The organism is Streptomyces sp. NPDC090798 (genome assembly GCF_044768965.1).
Lineage (GTDB): Bacteria > Actinomycetota > Actinomycetes > Streptomycetales > Streptomycetaceae > Streptomyces.
The window spans coordinates 126,587-143,588 of sequence record NZ_JBIVXA010000005.1; the positions used below are offsets into that span (position 1 = coordinate 126,587).

The 17,002-nt window shown below is 71.4% G+C and carries 11 protein-coding genes and 1 pseudogene; 7 read left to right on the forward strand and 5 right to left on the reverse strand.

The genetic code is table 11. The features are described from left to right. On the reverse strand, positions 1-1,683 hold the full coding sequence (locus ACIQTP_RS13105) for an AMP-binding protein (protein WP_403399286.1): 1,683 nt from the start codon (positions 1,681-1,683) through the stop codon (positions 1-3). Between the two features lie 177 nt (positions 1,684-1,860). Between ACIQTP_RS13105 and ACIQTP_RS13110 the strand changes: the two genes are divergently transcribed. Next, entirely contained in the window at positions 1,861-3,186 is a 1,326-nt protein-coding gene (locus tag ACIQTP_RS13110; protein WP_403399288.1) for an acyl-CoA dehydrogenase family protein, read from the forward strand. 22 nt (positions 3,187-3,208) lie between these two features. Continuing rightward, positions 3,209-3,607 carry a RidA family protein gene (locus tag ACIQTP_RS13115; protein ID WP_389599874.1) on the forward strand — a complete coding sequence of 133 codons (399 nt, stop codon included), beginning with the start codon at positions 3,209-3,211 and terminating at the stop codon, positions 3,605-3,607. Positions 3,608-3,616: 9 nt separating this feature from the next. Here the strand turns inward: ACIQTP_RS13115 and ACIQTP_RS13120 are convergent, their stop codons facing one another. Next, the gene (locus ACIQTP_RS13120; RefSeq protein ID WP_095852133.1) at positions 3,617-3,811 is read right to left on the reverse strand and encodes a DUF5999 family protein; all 195 of its coding nucleotides are present in this window, start codon (positions 3,809-3,811) and stop codon (positions 3,617-3,619) included. A gap of 290 nt (positions 3,812-4,101) precedes the next feature. Between ACIQTP_RS13120 and ACIQTP_RS13125 the strand changes: the two genes are divergently transcribed. Continuing rightward, complete coding sequence (locus tag ACIQTP_RS13125) at positions 4,102-4,548, forward strand: DUF6299 family protein (protein WP_403399291.1); 447 nt, start codon at positions 4,102-4,104, stop codon at positions 4,546-4,548. A 36-nt stretch (positions 4,549-4,584) separates the two neighbouring features. On the opposite strand, the gene ACIQTP_RS13130 is transcribed toward ACIQTP_RS13125, so the two are convergent. From ACIQTP_RS13130 to ACIQTP_RS13140, 3 genes are all read right to left on the reverse strand, one after another. Continuing rightward, complete coding sequence (locus ACIQTP_RS13130) at positions 4,585-6,114, reverse strand: UDP-N-acetylglucosamine 1-carboxyvinyltransferase (RefSeq protein ID WP_101401238.1); 1,530 nt, start codon at positions 6,112-6,114, stop codon at positions 4,585-4,587. A 125-nt stretch (positions 6,115-6,239) separates the two neighbouring features. Then, complete coding sequence (locus ACIQTP_RS13135) at positions 6,240-6,437, reverse strand: DUF4236 domain-containing protein (RefSeq protein ID WP_355307679.1); 198 nt, start codon at positions 6,435-6,437, stop codon at positions 6,240-6,242. Positions 6,438-6,555: 118 nt separating this feature from the next. Continuing rightward, entirely contained in the window at positions 6,556-7,416 is an 861-nt protein-coding gene (locus ACIQTP_RS13140) for a helix-turn-helix transcriptional regulator (RefSeq protein WP_403399295.1), read from the reverse strand. A 301-nt stretch (positions 7,417-7,717) separates the two neighbouring features. Here ACIQTP_RS13140 and acnA point away from each other — a divergent pair, with 301 nt between their 5' ends. From acnA to ACIQTP_RS13160, 4 genes and pseudogenes are all read left to right on the forward strand, one after another. Next, positions 7,718-10,432 carry an aconitate hydratase AcnA gene (gene acnA / locus ACIQTP_RS13145; RefSeq protein WP_403399296.1) on the forward strand — a complete coding sequence of 905 codons (2,715 nt, stop codon included), beginning with the start codon at positions 7,718-7,720 and terminating at the stop codon, positions 10,430-10,432. Positions 10,433-10,989: 557 nt separating this feature from the next. Continuing rightward, positions 10,990-11,313, forward strand: a pseudogene (locus ACIQTP_RS13150) (response regulator); the annotation flags it as partial. 65 nt (positions 11,314-11,378) lie between these two features. Continuing rightward, positions 11,379-12,941 carry an ATP-binding protein gene (locus ACIQTP_RS13155; protein ID WP_403399298.1) on the forward strand — a complete coding sequence of 521 codons (1,563 nt, stop codon included), beginning with the start codon at positions 11,379-11,381 and terminating at the stop codon, positions 12,939-12,941. Between the two features lie 474 nt (positions 12,942-13,415). Then, positions 13,416-16,742, forward strand: a complete 3,327-nt coding sequence (locus ACIQTP_RS13160) for a GH92 family glycosyl hydrolase (RefSeq protein WP_403399300.1) — start codon at positions 13,416-13,418, stop codon at positions 16,740-16,742. The last annotated feature ends 260 nt before the right edge of the window (positions 16,743-17,002 follow it).

Consider the following 17,002-nt stretch of genomic DNA (forward strand, 5'->3'; position numbering starts at 1 on the left):
TCACTTGGGACCGCTGCCGGCGGACAACTCACCCTCCGGCGCGGGCGCCGACGGGGTCTCCCCGCTCGCCGACGGGACGTCCGTACGCAGCCGGAAGCGTTGCAGCTTTCCCGTCGCCGTGCGCGGCAGCGCGTCGAGGAAGACGAACTCGCGGGGGCATTTGTACGGCGCCAGCTCGGACCTGAGGAAGGCGCGCAGCGCCTCGGTGTCCTTGCGCGCCCCCTCCCTGAGGACCGCGTACGCCACCACGACCTGCCCGCGTGCCTCGTCGGGCCGCCCCACGACGGCCGTCTCGACCACGTCCGGGTGGCGCAGCAGGGCGTCCTCGACCTCGGGCCCGGCGATGTTGTACCCCGCCGAGACGATCATGTCGTCGGCGCGGGCGACATACCGGAAGTAGCCGTCGGGGTCGCGCACATAGGTGTCGCCGGTGATGTTCCAGCCGCCGCGCACGTACTCCCGCTGCCGGGGGTCGGCGAGATAGCGGCAGCCGACCGGGCCGCGCACCGCGAGCAGTCCGGGCTCGCCGTCCGGCACCGGCGCCCCCTCGGCGTCGACCACCCGCGCCTGCCAGCCCGGTACGGGGACGCCCGTCGTCCCGGGGCGGATGTGCTCGTCGGCCGCGGAGATGAAGATGTGCAGCAGTTCGGTGGCGCCGATGCCGTTGATGATGCGCAGCCCGGTGCGGCTGTGCCAGGCCCGCCAGGTCGCGGCGGGCAGGTTCTCGCCCGCGGAGACACAGCGCCGCAGCGAGGTCGTGTCGTGCTCGTCCAGCTCCGCCAGCATCGCCCGGTAGGCGGTCGGCGCGGTGAACAGCACGGAGACGCGGTGCTCGGTGATCGCGGGCAACAGCTGCTTGGGGCCTGCCTGTTCGAGCAGCAGGGAGCAGGCGCCTGCGCGCATCGGGAAGACGACGAGGCCGCCGAGCCCGAACGTGAAGCCCAGCGGGGGACTGCCGGTGAAGACGTCGTCCTCGTGCGGCCGCAGCACATGCTTCGAGAAGGTGTCCGCTATGGCCAGCACATCGCGGTGGAAGTGCGCACAGCCCTTGGGGCGGCCGGTGGTGCCGGAGGTGAACGCGATCAGCGCGACATCGTCGGCGGCCGTGTCGACCGCCGTGAACGGCTCGTCCGGGGCGCCCGTGATGCGCAGCAGCAGGTCGTCGGGCGCGTCCCCGCCGTACGTCGTGATCCGCAGCCCCGGGATCTCCGCCTTCGCCAGGTCGTCGACCGACCGTACGTCGCACAGCGCGTGGGTGACGTGGGCGATGGCGCACATGGTGGTCAGCTCGTGCGGGCGCTGCTGGGCGAGCACCGTGACGGCGACCGCTCCCGCCTTCAGGACCGCCAGCCAGCACGCGGCGAGCCAGGGCGTGGTGGGCCCGCGCAGCAGCACCCGGTTGCCGGGCACGACGCCCAGCTCGGTGGTCAGGACGTGGGCGATCCGGTCCACCCGGGCGAGGAGGTGCCCGTACGTCCACAGGTCGCCGGAGGGCGTGCGGAAGGCGGGGCGCTGCGGTGGCTTGTCGCCGAGGAGTTCGGCGGCGCAGTTCAGCCGTTCGGGGTAGTGCAGCTCGGGCTGGTCGAAGAGGAACTCGGGCCACTGCTCGGGGGGCGGGAGGTGGTCGCGGGCGAAGGTGTCGACGTGGGCCGAGGTCGTCGGCTCCAGGGTGTCGCCGTCCATGGAGGATCGCCCCCTTGTCGTGGTGGGCTCGCAGCGCTCGGCTCGCAGCTCGTGGCTCTCGGTGCTCAGCTCTCAGTGCTCTCGGCTCGCACAAGGAGCGTATCGTGTTGGTGACGACAGTCAACGTCCCGCGATAGCCTGGGGTTCCGCAGTCCGACGGCGGAGAGGGAACCGGCAATGACCGCATTCTCGCTCGATCCGGCACAGACCGCCTGGTGTGCCGAGCTGCGCGCGCTGGCCGAGGAGCGGTTGCGCCCGCTGGCGGAGAAGGGCGAGCCGGGTCACGTCAACCGTGAACTTGTCGCCGAGTTGGGCCGGCTCGGGCTGCTCGCCCGCCTGTTCACCTCGGGCGCGCTGGATCTGTGCCTGATGCGGGAGTCTTTGGCGCACGGCTGCACCGAGGCCGAGACCGCGCTCGCCCTGCAGGGCCTCGGCGCGCATCCGGTGCACGCGTACGGCACCCGGGCGCAGCGCGAGCGCTGGCTGCCCCGGGTCGCGGACGGGAGCGCGGTGGCCGCGTTCGCGCTCAGCGAGCCGGGCGCGGGCTCGGACGCGGCGGCGCTGGCGCTCCGCGCGGACCGGGACGGCCCGCGGGCGTCCGGTTCCTCATCGGCGCGCCCCGGAGCCTCGCCCGCGGCCCGTGAAGCCTCATCCGCAGCCCCTGGAGCCGCGCCCGCGGAGCCCGGTTCCCCGCACGTGGCCCAGCCTCGAGTCCGGCCGGCTGCCGAGCGCCGGGCATCGCCCGGCGCCGAGCCGCAGGACTCACCCGTCGCCGAACGTGACGGCTGGGGGCGCTGGCGGCTCAGTGGGGAGAAGTGCTGGATCTCCAACGCGCCCGAGGCCGACTTCTACACCGTGTTCGCGCGGACCACCCCGGGCGCCGGAGCCCGTGGCGTCACCGCCTTCCTGGTGCCCGCCGACCGGCCGGGCCTCACCGGCACCCCGCTCGACATGCTCTCCCCGCACCCCATCGGCGCCCTCGCCTTCGACGCCGTACCGGTGACGGCGGACGACGTGCTCGGTGAGCCCGACCGCGGTTTCCGGGTCGCGATGCACACCCTCAACCTCTTCCGTCCGAGCGTGGGCGCCTTCGCGGTCGGCATGGCGGGGGCGGCCCTCGCGGCGACGCTCACGCACACGGCCGCGCGTGAGGCGTTCGGCGGCAGGCTGAAGGACCTGCAGACGGTGGCCCACCAGGTCGCCGAGATGGCGCTGCGTACGGAGGCGGCCCGCCTGATGGTCTACGCGGCGGCGGCGGCGTACGACGAAGGGGCCCCGGACGTGCCACGGCGCGCGGCGATGGCGAAGCTACTGGCGACCGAGACGGCCCAGTACGTGGTCGACGCGGCGGTCCAGCTGCACGGCGCCCGTGCCCTGCGCCGCGGCCATCTCCTCGAACACCTCTACCGGGAGGTCCGCGCGCCCCGTATCTACGAAGGCGCCAGCGAGGTCCAGCGGGCGGTCATCGCCAAGGAGCTGTACGCGTCGGTGGAGGCCCCGTGAGCGTCGAGAGCCTGGAGGTCCCGTGAGCACCGAGCGCGTCAACCCGCCCGAGCTCTCCCCGCCCACCGGCTTCTCGCACGCCGTCGTCGCCACCGGCTCCCGCGTGGTCTTCCTGGCGGGCCAGACCGCGCTGGACACGGACGGGAAGGTGGTCGGCGAGACCCTCCCGGAGCAGTTCGAGAAGGCGCTGACCAATCTGCTGACGGCCTTGCGGGCCGCGGGGGGAACCCCGGCCGACCTCGCGCGGGTCACGGTCTACGCCACCGATGTCGCGGACTACCGTGCCCGGGCCCCCGAACTCGGCCGCGTCTGGCGGCGGTTGGCGGGCCGGGACTATCCCGCGATGGCCGTCGTCGGCGCCGCCCGCCTCTGGGACGAACAGGCGCTGGTCGAACTCGACGGTTTCGCGGTGCTGCCGTAGCACCCCGCCCTAGGCGGCGACGGCCAGCCGCTCGGCGAACACCCGGTGCGGAGCGACCACGCTGCCGTCGGGGAGCAGTTCACCGCTGTCGTCGAAGACGATCGCGCCGTTGCACAGCAGGCTCCAGCCCTGCTCGGGGTGGGCCGACACGATGTGCGGAGCGTTGGAGTCCGCGGACGGGCACAGAGTTTGGTGGGAACACATGACGCACCTCCACGTCGGATGCGATGAGTGTCGACGGCACTGTGGCCGCCTCGCATACGTAAGACCATGCTCCCGTGGCGAACTCATCGGAACCGCCGGTCGAGAAGCGTGACAACACGCGGACAACTCTCGAACGTTCCCATGACGCACGGACCCGACCCACGACGGACCGGACCCGCCGCGTACCGGACTCGCCGCGTACCGGACTCGCCACCAAAGGGGTGAGGATCACTGCCTTGGGCCCGTGCGCCCGGTACCTGTGGAGCCCCCCACGTTCCGGGAGGTACCTCATGCCCTTGCGCCAGGTCATCGGTGCGGCCACCGGCGCCGCACTCCTGCTGCTGTTCGCCCCGTCCGCCGTCGCCGTGTCCGTCGGCACCCTGTCGGCCCCGTCCGAGACGGTCACCGTCGACCCGACCGGGCACCTCGCCGCCGACGGGACCGTCACCCTCTCCGGCACCTACCGCTGTCTGAGCGGTACGGGGCCGGTGCTCGTCTCCTCGTCGGTGTCGCAGCGCGACCCCCACATCCGCCACGGCATCGGCGGCACCGCGGCGGTCTGCGACGGCGCGGAGCACCGCTGGACCAACTCGGAGAAGCGCACACCCGGCACCCTCGCACCGGGCGCCGCCCATGTCGAGGCCACCCTGATGGAACTGAGCCCCGCCCTGGGCGGTCTGCCGCTGCCGCTGTTCCACGCGATGCGGCAGCAGGACATCACCCTCATGGAGGGCTGAACCGTCCACGTTCCAGCCGTCCACGTTCCAGCAGACTTAGATGTCCCGGAACGTCTCGATCTGCGCCCCGATCGAGTTGAGCCGCTCGGCCAGGTCCTCGTAGCCGCGGTTGATGACGTACACGTTGCGCAGCACGGACGTGCCGTCGGCCGCCATCATCGCCAGCAGCACGACCACGGCGGGCCGCAGTGCGGGCGGGCACATCATCTCGGCGGCGCGCCAGCGGGTCGGGCCCTCGACCAGGACGCGGTGCGGGTCGAGCAGTTGCAGCCGGCCGCCGAGCCGGTTGAGGTCGGTCAGGTAGATGGCCCGGTTGTCGTAGACCCAGTCGTGGATGAGGGTCTTGCCCTGCGCGGAGGCCGCGATGGCCGCGAAGAACGGCACGTTGTCGATGTTCAGGCCCGGGAACGGCATCGGGTGGATCTTGTCGATCGGCGCCTCCAGCTTGGAGGGCCGTACGGTCAGGTCCACCAGCCGCGTACGGCCGTTGTCGGCGAAGTACTCCGGCGTGCGGTCGTGGTCGAGGCCCATCTCCTCCAGTACCGCGAGCTCGATCTCCAGGAACTCGATCGGCACCCGGCGCACCGTCAGCTCCGACTCGGTGACCACCGCGGCGGCGAGCAGGCTCATCGCCTCGACCGGGTCCTCGGAGGGCGAGTAGTCCACGTCCACGTCGATGTTCGGCACGCCGTGCACGGTGAGCGTGGTCGTGCCGATGCCCTCCACCCGTACGCCGAGTGCCTCCAGGAAGAAGCACAGGTCCTGGACCATGTAGTTGGAGGAGGCGTTGCGGATCACGGTCACGCCGTCGTGGCGGGCGGCGGCGAGCAGCGCGTTCTCGGTGACGGTGTCCCCGCGCTCGGTCAGCACGATGGGGCGGCCGGGGGAGACGGCGCGGTCGACCTGGGCGTGGTAGAGCCCCTCGGTGGCGGCGATGTCGAGCCCGAACCGCCGCAGCGCGATCATGTGCGGTTCGATGGTCCTGGTGCCGAGGTCGCAACCGCCCGCGTACGGCAGCCTGAAGGTGTCCATACGGTGCAGCAGCGGACCGAGGAACATGATGATGGACCGCGTCCGGCGGGCGGCCTCGGCGTCGATCGCCTCCATGTCCAGCTCACTCGGGGGCACGATCTCGAGGTCGACCCCGTCGTTGATCCAGCGGGTGCGGACGCCGATCGAACCGAGTACCTCCAGAAGGCGGTAGACCTCTTCGATCCGGGCCACCCGGCGCAGCACCGTGCGTCCCTTGTTCAGGAGCGTCGCGCACAGCAGCGCGACACACGCGTTCTTACTGGTCTTGACATCGATCGAGCCGGACAGACGACGTCCGCCGACCACGCGCAGATGCATCGGACCCGCGTAGCCCAGGGAGACGATTTCGCTGTCCAGGGCTTCACCGATTCGGGCGATCATCTCAAGGCTGATGTTTTGGTTGCCGCGTTCGATGCGATTGACGGCGCTCTGACTTGTGCCGAGCGCCTCGGCGAGCTGCGACTGTGTCCAGCCTCGGTGCTGCCGGGCGTCACGGATGAGCTTGCCGATGCGTACGAGGTAGTCGTCTGCCATGGCGCGACCGTATATCTGATGTGAGATAAAGAGAAACGGAGCGCACCCGTCCGAGTAGTGGGCTACGGCACACCGCACCCACAGGGGAGTTCGGGTGCGGTGCCGTGGCGGCTCGGCGACCTCGGTCAGCGCTCCCGCCGACGCGTCGTGCGCCGCCAGCCGAAGGGGCCCGGCAGATCCATCGACGTGGTGCGGCGTCCGGTGCTGCTGCGGGTGTGGTGCGGCCCGTGCCGTCCGCCCGTGGTGATCGACCACGAGCGCCGGTTGATGTTCAGCCGCACCCCGGGAAGGATGCGGAAGCTCTTGCGGAACGTGAGAGGCATGGCTGGTCCCCCTTGGGGCAGTTCACGGCATTCCGGTCGTTTCGCGGCGCCGACTGCGGCGCGTCCCGTTCCCAGTACCCCGAAGCGGGCGATGGTTGCCTGTGAACTCCCGGCGCGTTCAGCCTCGTTCGGCCGCCCCGCGCTCCACGAGCGTCTGGGTGCCGATGACCCCGAGGAGGGCGACCTGATCGGCGTCCCGCGTCCCCGGCTCCGCCGTGTAGACCATGATGCGCAGGTCGCTGCCCGCGACGCTGAGCACGTCGCAGTCGAGGGTCAGGGGACCCAGCTGTGGATGGTCTACGGTCTTGCGCGAGGTTTCGTGGTGGCCCACGGCCTCGGACTCCCACAGCTCGGCGAACCGGTCGCTGTTCGCGCGCAACTCCTCGACCAGGCGCCGCAGCCGCTGGTCCGCCGGATACCTGCGCGCGGTCGCGCGCAGGTCGGCGACGACGGTGGTCTCGAACTCGCGCCGGGCCTCGGGGGTGTGGCGGACGTGGGTGCCCGGGCCCACGAGGTTGCGCCACACCGCGTTGCGCTCGTTGCCGCGCCACCCGGACGGGTCACCCATCAGGGCCGCGTATAGCGGGTTGGCCAGCAGCAGGTTCCACGCCGCGTCGAAGACCGCGACGGGCGTTCCGGTCAGCCGGTCCAGCATCCGGTGCACGCCGGGAGTGATGTGGGCGGGCACCGTGCCGCGTCCCGGCGGGACCAGCCCGGCGAGATGGAAGAGGTGTTCGCGCTCGGCGCCGGACAGCCGCAGCGCCCGGCCGAGCGCCTCGACGATCTGCTCCGAGGGGTTGCTCGCCCGGCCCTGTTCGAGGCGGGTGACGTAGTCGACCGAGATCCCGGCCAGCAGCGCCAGCTCCTCGCGGCGCAGTCCGGCCGCGCGGCGGTGTCCACCGACGGGGAGCCCGGCCGCCTCGGGGGAGACCCGCTCCCGCCAGCGCCGGACCCTCCGCCCGAACTCCGTACTCGCCATCTCCCCACTGTGCACCGGTCCGCCCGTCCGTGCCTGGTACTGGCAGTGCCAGGAAGGCGCACCTCACGGGCGCGGCGAAGGGGCCGACGGCAGGCCGACAGCATGCCGGGCATGACCAGTGGGCGCCCATGTACTAGAGTTATCTCGACATCGAGATATCTGCCGAGGCGCACCGGCGCCGCACGCCGTCATCGGATCTGGCGGTAAGGGCTACCTAACTTAGCCTTACCTTAGCGGATCGGCCAGGACGTCGTGGCGGCAGGATGCGGTGGGAACGCGCACATCAATGAAGGAGACTGTCGTGTCGGCGAACAGCTTCGACGCCCGCAGCACGCTGCAGGTGGGCGACGAGTCGTACGAGATCTTCCGGCTGGACAAGGTGGAAGGCTCGGCTCGCCTTCCGTACAGCCTGAAGGTGCTGCTGGAGAACCTGCTCCGCACCGAGGACGGCGCGAACATCACCGCCGACCACATCCGGTCCATCGGCAACTGGGACTCCCAGGCGCAGCCCAGCCAGGAGATCCAGTTCACGCCCGCCCGCGTGATCATGCAGGACTTCACCGGCGTGCCCTGTGTCGTCGACCTCGCCACCATGCGTGAGGCCGTCAAGGAGCTCGGCGGCGACCCGGCGAAGATCAACCCGCTGGCCCCGGCCGAGCTGGTCATCGACCACTCCGTCATCGCCGACAAGTTCGGCACGAACGACGCGTTCGCGCAGAACGTCGAGCTGGAGTACGGCCGCAACAAGGAGCGCTACCAGTTCCTGCGCTGGGGCCAGACCGCCTTCGACGAGTTCAAGGTCGTCCCGCCGGGCACCGGCATCGTCCACCAGGTGAACATCGAGCACCTGGCGCGCACGGTCATGGTCCGCAACGGCCAGGCGTACCCCGACACGCTCGTCGGCACCGACTCGCACACCACCATGGTCAACGGCCTCGGTGTGCTCGGCTGGGGCGTCGGCGGCATCGAGGCCGAGGCCGCGATGCTCGGCCAGCCGGTCTCCATGCTCATCCCGCGCGTCGTCGGCTTCAAGCTGACCGGTGAGCTCACCCCGGGCACCACCGCCACCGACCTCGTGCTCACGATCACCGAGATGCTGCGCAAGCACGGCGTCGTCGGCAAGTTCGTCGAGTTCTACGGCGAGGGCGTCGCCGCCACCTCGCTGGCCAACCGCGCCACCATCGGCAACATGTCGCCGGAGTTCGGCTCGACGGCCGCGATCTTCCCGATCGACGCAGAAACGATCAAGTACCTCAAGCTGACCGGCCGCAGCGAGCAGCAGCTCGCGCTCGTCGAGGCGTACGCCAAGGAGCAGGGCCTCTGGCTCGACCCGGCCGCCGAGCCCGACTTCTCCGAGAAGCTGGAGCTGGACCTCTCGACGGTCGTCCCGTCGATCGCCGGCCCGAAGCGCCCGCAGGACCGGATCGTCCTGGCCAACGCCGCGCAGCAGTTCGCGCAGGACGTGCGCAACTACGTCGACGAGGACGACGAGGCGGGCAAGGAGTCCTTCCCGGCCTCCGACTCCCCGGCCACCGCCAACGGCGTACCGACCCGTCCGACCACGGTCACCGCCCCCGACGGCTCGACCTACGAGATCGACCACGGTGCGGTGACGGTCGCGGCCATCACCTCCTGCACCAACACCTCGAACCCGTACGTCATGGTCGCCGCCGCGCTGGTGGCCAAGAAGGCGGTCGAGAAGGGCCTGACCCGCAAGCCGTGGGTCAAGACCACCCTCGCCCCGGGCTCCAAGGTCGTCACCGACTACTTCGACAAGGCGGGGCTCACCCCCTACCTCGACAAGGTCGGCTTCAACCTCGTCGGCTACGGCTGCACCACCTGCATCGGCAACTCCGGCCCGCTGCCGGAGGAGGTCTCCAAGGCCGTCAACGACCACGACCTCGCCGTCACCTCGGTCCTCTCCGGCAACCGGAACTTCGAGGGCCGCATCAACCCCGACGTCAAGATGAACTACCTGGCCTCCCCGCCGCTGGTCGTCGCGTACGCCCTCGCGGGTTCCATGAAGGTGGACATCACCAAGGACGCGCTGGGCATCGACCAGGACGGCAAGCCGGTCTACCTGGCCGACATCTGGCCCTCCGAGGCCGAGGTCAACGACGTCGTGGCGAACGCCATCGGCGAGGACATGTTCAACAAGTCCTACCAGGACGTCTTCGCGGGTGACGCCCAGTGGCAGGCGCTGCCGATCCCGACCGGCAACACCTTCGAGTGGGACCCGCAGTCCACCTACGTCCGCAAGCCCCCGTACTTCGAGGGCATGGCGCACGAGCCGTCCCCGGTCACCGACATCGCCGGTGCCCGTGTGCTCGCCAAGCTGGGCGACTCCGTCACCACCGACCACATCTCCCCGGCCGGCGCCATCAAGGCCGACACCCCGGCCGGCAAGTACCTCACCGAGCACGGTGTGGAGCGTCGTGACTTCAACTCCTACGGCTCGCGCCGAGGCAACCACGAGGTCATGATCCGCGGCACGTTCGCCAACATCCGCCTGCGCAACCAGATCGCGCCGGGCACCGAGGGCGGCTACACCCGCGACTTCACCGTCGAGGGCGCGCCCGTCGCGTTCATCTACGACGCCTCGCGCAACTACATCGAGCAGGGCACCCCGCTGGTCATCCTGGCCGGCAAGGAGTACGGCTCCGGCTCGTCCCGCGACTGGGCCGCCAAGGGCACCGCGCTCCTCGGTGTCAAGGCCGTCATCGCCGAGTCGTACGAGCGCATCCACCGCTCGAACCTCATCGGCATGGGCGTCCTGCCGCTCCAGTTCCCGGAGGGCGCCACCGCCGAGACTCTCGGCCTCACCGGCGAGGAGACCTTCTCCTTCACCGGCGTCGAGGAGCTCAACAACGGCACCACCCCGCGCACGGTGAAGGTCACCACCGACACCGGCGTCGAGTTCGACGCGGTCGTCCGCATCGACACCCCCGGCGAGGCGGACTACTACCGCAACGGCGGCATCATGCAGTACGTGCTGCGCAACCTGATCCGCAAGTAGGCGATCCGGTACGGCGGCCGGGCCGCACTCCTCTTCGGAGGGGTGCGGCCCTTCGCATGCGGGGCTCAAGTCTTCGGAGGGGTGCGGCCCTTCGCATGCGGGGCTCAAGGGATTCCTGTGGCCGGGGCGTGTCAATGCCCCTTCGGTCACGGGGGTTGAGGACCGCCGGGTCCTCCCGCGCGGGCCCTTCGCACGGCTGCGGCAAAGTCGGAGCACAGGGTTCTCCCAGCGAACGGGGACAGGATCGTCATATGTCTGGCACCCGAAGCGAACGTCTCCGCGCCACACGCGTCTCCGGCGAGCCCGTCCCCGGCGAGCGTGCCCTCGGTGACGGCGCCCGCCCCGAGCGCGCTCGCGGCGCCCGCGAGCGTGACGGTGGCGAGTACGTTCGCGGGGACCGCCTCCGTGGCGAGCGCTCCCGTGTCGGACGGGACAGTGGCGAATACGCCCTCGGGGACCGCCTCCGTGGCGAGCGGATCCGTGGGGACCGCCTCCGTGGCGAGCGGATCCGTGGGGACCGCCTCCGTGGCGAGCGGACCCCCGGCGACCGTGTTCGCGTGCTGATCGTCGACGACGAACCCGCACCCACCGAACCGCTGTCCGTGGCCGTCACCGAGGCGGGCCGGGGGCCCTGCCCGGTCGCCGACGGGCACAGCGCGCCGCGCGCCGCCCGGAGCTGCGCCCCGCACGCGGTCGTGCTCGACGGGATGCTGCCCGACCTCGACCAAATCCAGGTGCTGCGCCGGCTGCGCTACGAGAATCCGAGACTGCCCGTCCTCATGCTGACGGCGCGCGACGCGCCGGAGCACCGCGTCGACGGCCTGTCCGCGGGCGCCGACGACCACGTGACCAAGCCCTTCTCACCGGAGGAGGACGTCCTGGAGTTCGATCTGATCCACACCGTGCGCGGGGTGGGGTACGCGATCCGCCCCGTGGAGGACGGGAGATGAGCCTGCGACGGACCCGGCTCCCCGCACGCTCCCGACGCACGGCGCGGGCCGGGTGTTCGCTGCGCACGCGGCTGCTGCTCTTCATCGGCGCCACCATCGTCGCCGTCTGCGCCGCGATGGCCCTCACCACCGTCTTCGCCCAACGCTCCTACCTGCTCGGCAACTTGGACCAGCGCGTCACCGACGCCGCCGAGCGCGGCCAGGACGGCCTCCAGCGCCGCAGCGGCGACGACACGGACCTGGGGTTCCTCAACGAACGGGGACAGGCCGTCGGCACGCTCGCCGCCCGGTCCGACGAGGACGGGGACATCCTCGCCGCCGCGGTCGTCACCCACGACGGCGGCCGGCAGACCCTCACCGCCGTCCAGCGCGCCGCCCTCGACGGCATCACCACCGACGGCTCCCTGCACACCCGTACCGTCCCGGGTCTCGGCAGCTACCGTGTGACCGCCCTCGGCGGCGACGGCGTCCCCGTGCTCACCGGGCTCCCCATGGGTGACGTACAGGACATGATCGGTCGGCTGGTCGCGGTCGAGGGCGTGGTGACCGCCGTCGGCCTCACCGCCGCGGGCTGCGTCTGCGCGGTCGTCATACGGCGCCAACTGCGCCCCCTGGGACGGGTCGTCGCCGCCGCCGTCGAGGTCTCCCGCTCCCCGCTGGGGCACGGCGAGGTCACCGCCCTGACCCGCGTCCCCGAACGCGACACGGACCCCGCCAGCGAGGCCGGCCAGGTCGGTGCCGCCCTCAACCGCATGATCGACCACGTGGAGTCCTCGCTCGCCGAACGCCGGCGCGGCGAGGAGGAGACGCGCCGCAGCGAGGAGCGCATGCGCCGCTTCCTCGCCGACGCCAGCCATGAACTGCGTACGCCTCTCGCGTCCATCTCCGGGTACGCGGAACTGATGAACCGTGGCTCCGAGCGGATCGAACCGACCCTGGCCTGGCGCCGGGTCTCCGCCGAGTCGGCCCGGATGACCGGCCTCGTCGAGGACCTGCTGCTGCTCGCGCGGCTGGACGAGGGCCGGCCGCTGCACGCGGCCGAGGTGGATCTCGCGGCACTGGTCGCCGAGGCGGTGTGGGACGCGCGGGCCGCCGGGGACACCCACAACTGGCAGCTGGCGCTGCTGCTGGACACCCCGGCCCTGGTCGTCGGCGACGAGGCACGGCTGCGGCAGGTGGTGGCCAACCTGTTGGCCAACGCCCGTGTGCACACACCCGTTGGCACGACCGTGGTCGCCTCGGTGGAGGCCACGGAAGCGGCCTGCGTGATCCGCGTCCGCGACGACGGTCCCGGCATCCCGCAGCAACTGCTCCCGTCGGTCTTCGAACGCTTCACACGCGGCGATGTCTCGCGCGCCCGCGGCGGCCCCGCGGAGGGCGGCTCCGGCCTCGGACTCGCCATCGTCGAGGCGGTCACCGTCGCCCACGGCGGTCGCATCCGCGTGGAAAGCGCCCCGGGCCGTACGGAGTTCACGCTCGAACTGCCCCCGGCCGAAGGCGCCAGGACCCCGGACCCGGCGTCCGCTCCGGTACCCGCTCCCGCACCCGCGTCGGCCTGAGCCGCAGCGACCTGCTTCCCGGCGCCCTGCGCGCCCGCCCTGACGGTCAACCGAATGGTTGACACGATCTTCGGCCACGTCGTCTCGGGCTCCGGCGGTGATCCCGCGACCGCCCTTCCCTGTCAGGTCGGCCGACCGGCTCTGGGCGGACCGGGTGGGTGGTGTGGAACTCACCCGGTCCGCGAGCCCGGGCGGGCGAGGGGGGGTGCTGCCCGGGATGGTGCGTGGCTTGTGACGACCGAGGCGTGCGACAACGTTGTCGGATGGTCTGTACATGACTCTACCGCCTCAACCGACAACGATGTCAAGCGAGTTGAGAGGCCAGTGGGGGGCGCGTTGCGCCATAGGGGTGTGCGCCGAGCGCGTCAGCGGGGCGGCACGCGGTCTTCCGTGGTACCCGTGGCGCACGTTACTGTCCCTGCGGCTTGTGCGACCTGTGGTGCGCGACCCGTCCGAAGGAGGAGGGGCCGCGTCATGCGTTTCCGTCCGTCATCCGTCCTGCTCGCCGTCGTCCTGGCGGCCGCCGGGATCACCCCCGCCGTCACCCCCGCGGCAGCCGCCACCGCCGCACCACCGGACCCGGGCCGCCCTGGGGATGTTCAGGCACGCCCCCAGGGCCGCGTCGTCCAGGACCCCACCACCTACGTCGACCCGCTCATCGGCACCAAGAACGGCGGCAACGTCTTCCCCGGCGCCGTCGTGCCCTTCGGCATGCTCTCCTGGAGCCCCGAGAACACCCGCGGCGACGCGACCCGTACGGCCGCGCCCGGCGGTTACCAGTACGACGCCACCCGCATCAGGGGCTTCAGCCTCACCCACATGTCCGGCACGGGCTGCGCGGGCGGCAGTGGTGACATCCCCTTCTTCCCGTACGCCGGTGAGGTCACGTCCTCCCCGGCGAGCGACACCAAGGACGCGGTGTACGCGGCCGACTTCGCGCACACCGACGAGACCGCCGAGCCCGGCCACTACAAGGTCGGCCTCGCCTCCGGCGTCACCGCCGACCTCACCGCGACCGCGCGCACCGGCTCGGGCCGCTTCACCTTCCCCGCCGACAAGCCCGCCTCACTGCTGGTCCGCAGCTCCGGCTCCGAGGTCGGGTCGACGGATTCGACCCTGAAGATCGACCCGGCGACCCGTACGGTCTCCGGCTCCGTCACCTCCGGGAACTTCTGCGGCTACCTCGACCCCGAGGGCCAACGCGCCTACTACACGCTCTACTTCACCGCCCGCTTCGACCGCGACTTCAAGTCGACCGGCACCTGGCAGGACGACAGGCTGAGCCCCGGGTCCACGGAGGCGAGCGGCGGCACCGGTGGTTTCGCGAGCGGTGGCCGTCCCGTCGCGGGCAAGGGCGCGGGCGGCTACGTGGAGTTCGAGCCCGGCGCCGACCCCGTGAACGTCAAGGTCGGCATCTCGTACGTCAGCCAGGCGGGGGCCGCCGCCAACCTCGCGGCCGAGAACCCGCCGTCCCGCTCCTTCGCCTCGGTCCAGGACGCCGCCCACCGGGCCTGGCGCGACCAGCTCGGCGCGATCAGGGTCGGCGGCGGCAGCGACACCGACCGCACCACCTTCTACACCGCCCTCTACCACGCCCTCCTGCACCCGAACGTCATCAGTGACGCCGACCGCAGATACCGGGGCTCCGACGACAAGGTCCATGTCGTCAGCCGCGGTCACCGGGCCCAGTACGGCACCTTCTCCGGCTGGGACGTCTACCGCTCCCAGGTCCAGCTGCTGACCCTGCTCAGCCCGGACACCGGCTCCGACATCGCGCAGTCGCTGCTCGAACTAGCCCGGCAGAACGGCGGCGTCTGGGACCGCTGGCTGCACGGCGCGAGCGGCACCCATGTCATGAACGGCGACCCGTCCCCGACCGCGCTCGCCGGCATCCGGGCCTTCGGGGGCACCGACTTCGACCTGCGCGGCGCGCTGGACTCGCTGGTCAAGGCGGCGACGGTACCGACCGAGGGTGACCTCTCCTCCTCGGGCAAGCCGGTCCTGTCCGTCGGGCAGCGGCCGTCGCTGGACAAGTACCTCAAGCAGCACTACATGCCGTCCGTGTCCAACGCCTGGGGCGGCGCCGCCGAGACCCTCGAGATGTCCGGCGCGGACTTCGCGCTCTCCCAACTCGCCACGGCGGCGGGCAAGAAGCAGACGGCCGCCGACTTCGCCCAGCGCTCCCAGTGGTGGCAGAACAACTTCAACATCGCCGCCGACCCGAGCGGTGGCTACGTCGCCAACCGGAAGGCGGACGGCAGCTGGGTCACCGGCTTCACCCCGGCGACCGGCAACGGATTCGTGGAGGGTACGGCCGCCCAGTACACCTGGATGGTGCAGCACAACCCGGCCGGGCTCTTCGCCGCGATGGGCGGCCGGGACAAGGCACTCGACCGCCTCGACACCTTCTTCCACAACGCCGACGGCAGCTGGGCCTTCTCGGGCAGTGGCGGCGACAAGTCGGAGCTGGACAACGAGCCGTCGATCAACGTGCCCTACCTGTACGCCTACGCGGGCGCGCCCTACAAGACGCAGGAGACCGTCCGCGCCGCGATGAACGGACTGTGGTCCACCCAGCCGGGTGGCATCCCCGGGAACGACGACCTCGGGGAGATGTCGTCCTGGTACGTCTTCTCCGCGCTCGGCATGTATCCGCAGGTTCCCTCCCGCGCCGAACTCGTCCTCGCCTCGCCGCTGTTCACACGGGTGGAGATCAACCGGCCCGACGGCAACGACATCGAGATCCGGGCGAACGGCGCCGCCGCCGACGCCCCGTACGTGCAGTCACTGAAGGTCAACGGCCGCACCAGCGACCGCCCTTGGCTGCCCGCCTCCTTCGTCCGCGACGGCGGCACGCTCGACTACACCCTCTCCGGTACCCCGAACCGCGCCTGGGGCAGTGACCCGGCGGCGGCCCCGCCGTCCTTCCGCGAGGGCGAGCAGCCGTACCAGATCGGTGTCGGCCCGACCACGGCGACGCTCGCACCCGGCGGCAGCACGAAGCTCGACATCCGTGCCCTCGCGCTGAGCGGCGGCACCGGCCCCGAGGTCCGCTTCAAGGTGGACACCCCGGCCGGTGTGACCGCGACCCCCGCCGAGGGCACCGTGACCGACGGCTCCCAGCAGATCACCCTGTCCGCCGGTGACACCGCACAGCAGGGCTTCTACGACGTCAAGGTCACCGTGACGTCGGCCGCCACCTCGTACGAGCAGCCGGTCGCCCTGACCGTCGCGGCGCCCGGCTCCCTCCTGGCCGCCTACAACAACACCGGCGTCTCCGACGACACCGGCGACCACGACGAGGCCGACTACGACGGCGGCGGCTGGAGCTACTCCCGTCAGGCCCTCGCCGCCGGAGGCCTGACCCCCGGCGCCCAGGGCACCGTGGACGGCCTCACCTACACCTGGCCCGACTCGCCCGCCGGCCGTCCCGACAACGCCTCGGCGACCGCCCAGACCATCGAACTCGCCCACCCTGCCGACCGGTTGTCCTTCATCGGCAGCGCGGTCAACGGCAACCAGCAGACCCACGCGACCGTCACCTACACCGACGGCAGCACGGACTCCGTCGACCTCTCCTTCACCGACTGGACCGTCGGCGGCGGAGGCGGCACCGTCCAGTACGGCAACGAGATCGTCGCCAGGACCGCGTACCGCAATGTCGCGGGCGCCGACAAGGACCCGGTGGCGACGTACGTCTTCGCCACCAAGCCCTTCCAGGCCCCGTCCGGCAAGACCGTCAGGAGCGTGAAGCTGCCGGACGACGCCGACCTGCACGTGTTCACCCTCGCGGTGAGCTGAGACCTTCGCAGGAGGGCCGGTCCTGTCGCTCGTCAGCGGAGGCAGGGCCGGCCCGCACGGGCGGACGCGTCGGCCAGGGTGATGATGCCGTCGAGCTTGTCCCGGGTCCGGGCGAGGCCGTCGACCTCCCCGGTGTGGAGGTGCTGCGGCTGGACATCACCGACCCGGCGTCGGTCTCAGCCGCGGCGCCGCGAAGGCCGCCGACTGGAGTCTGACCAACGCCGTCCGCCTCGAACTGTACGGCCAGGGGACCCAGGTCA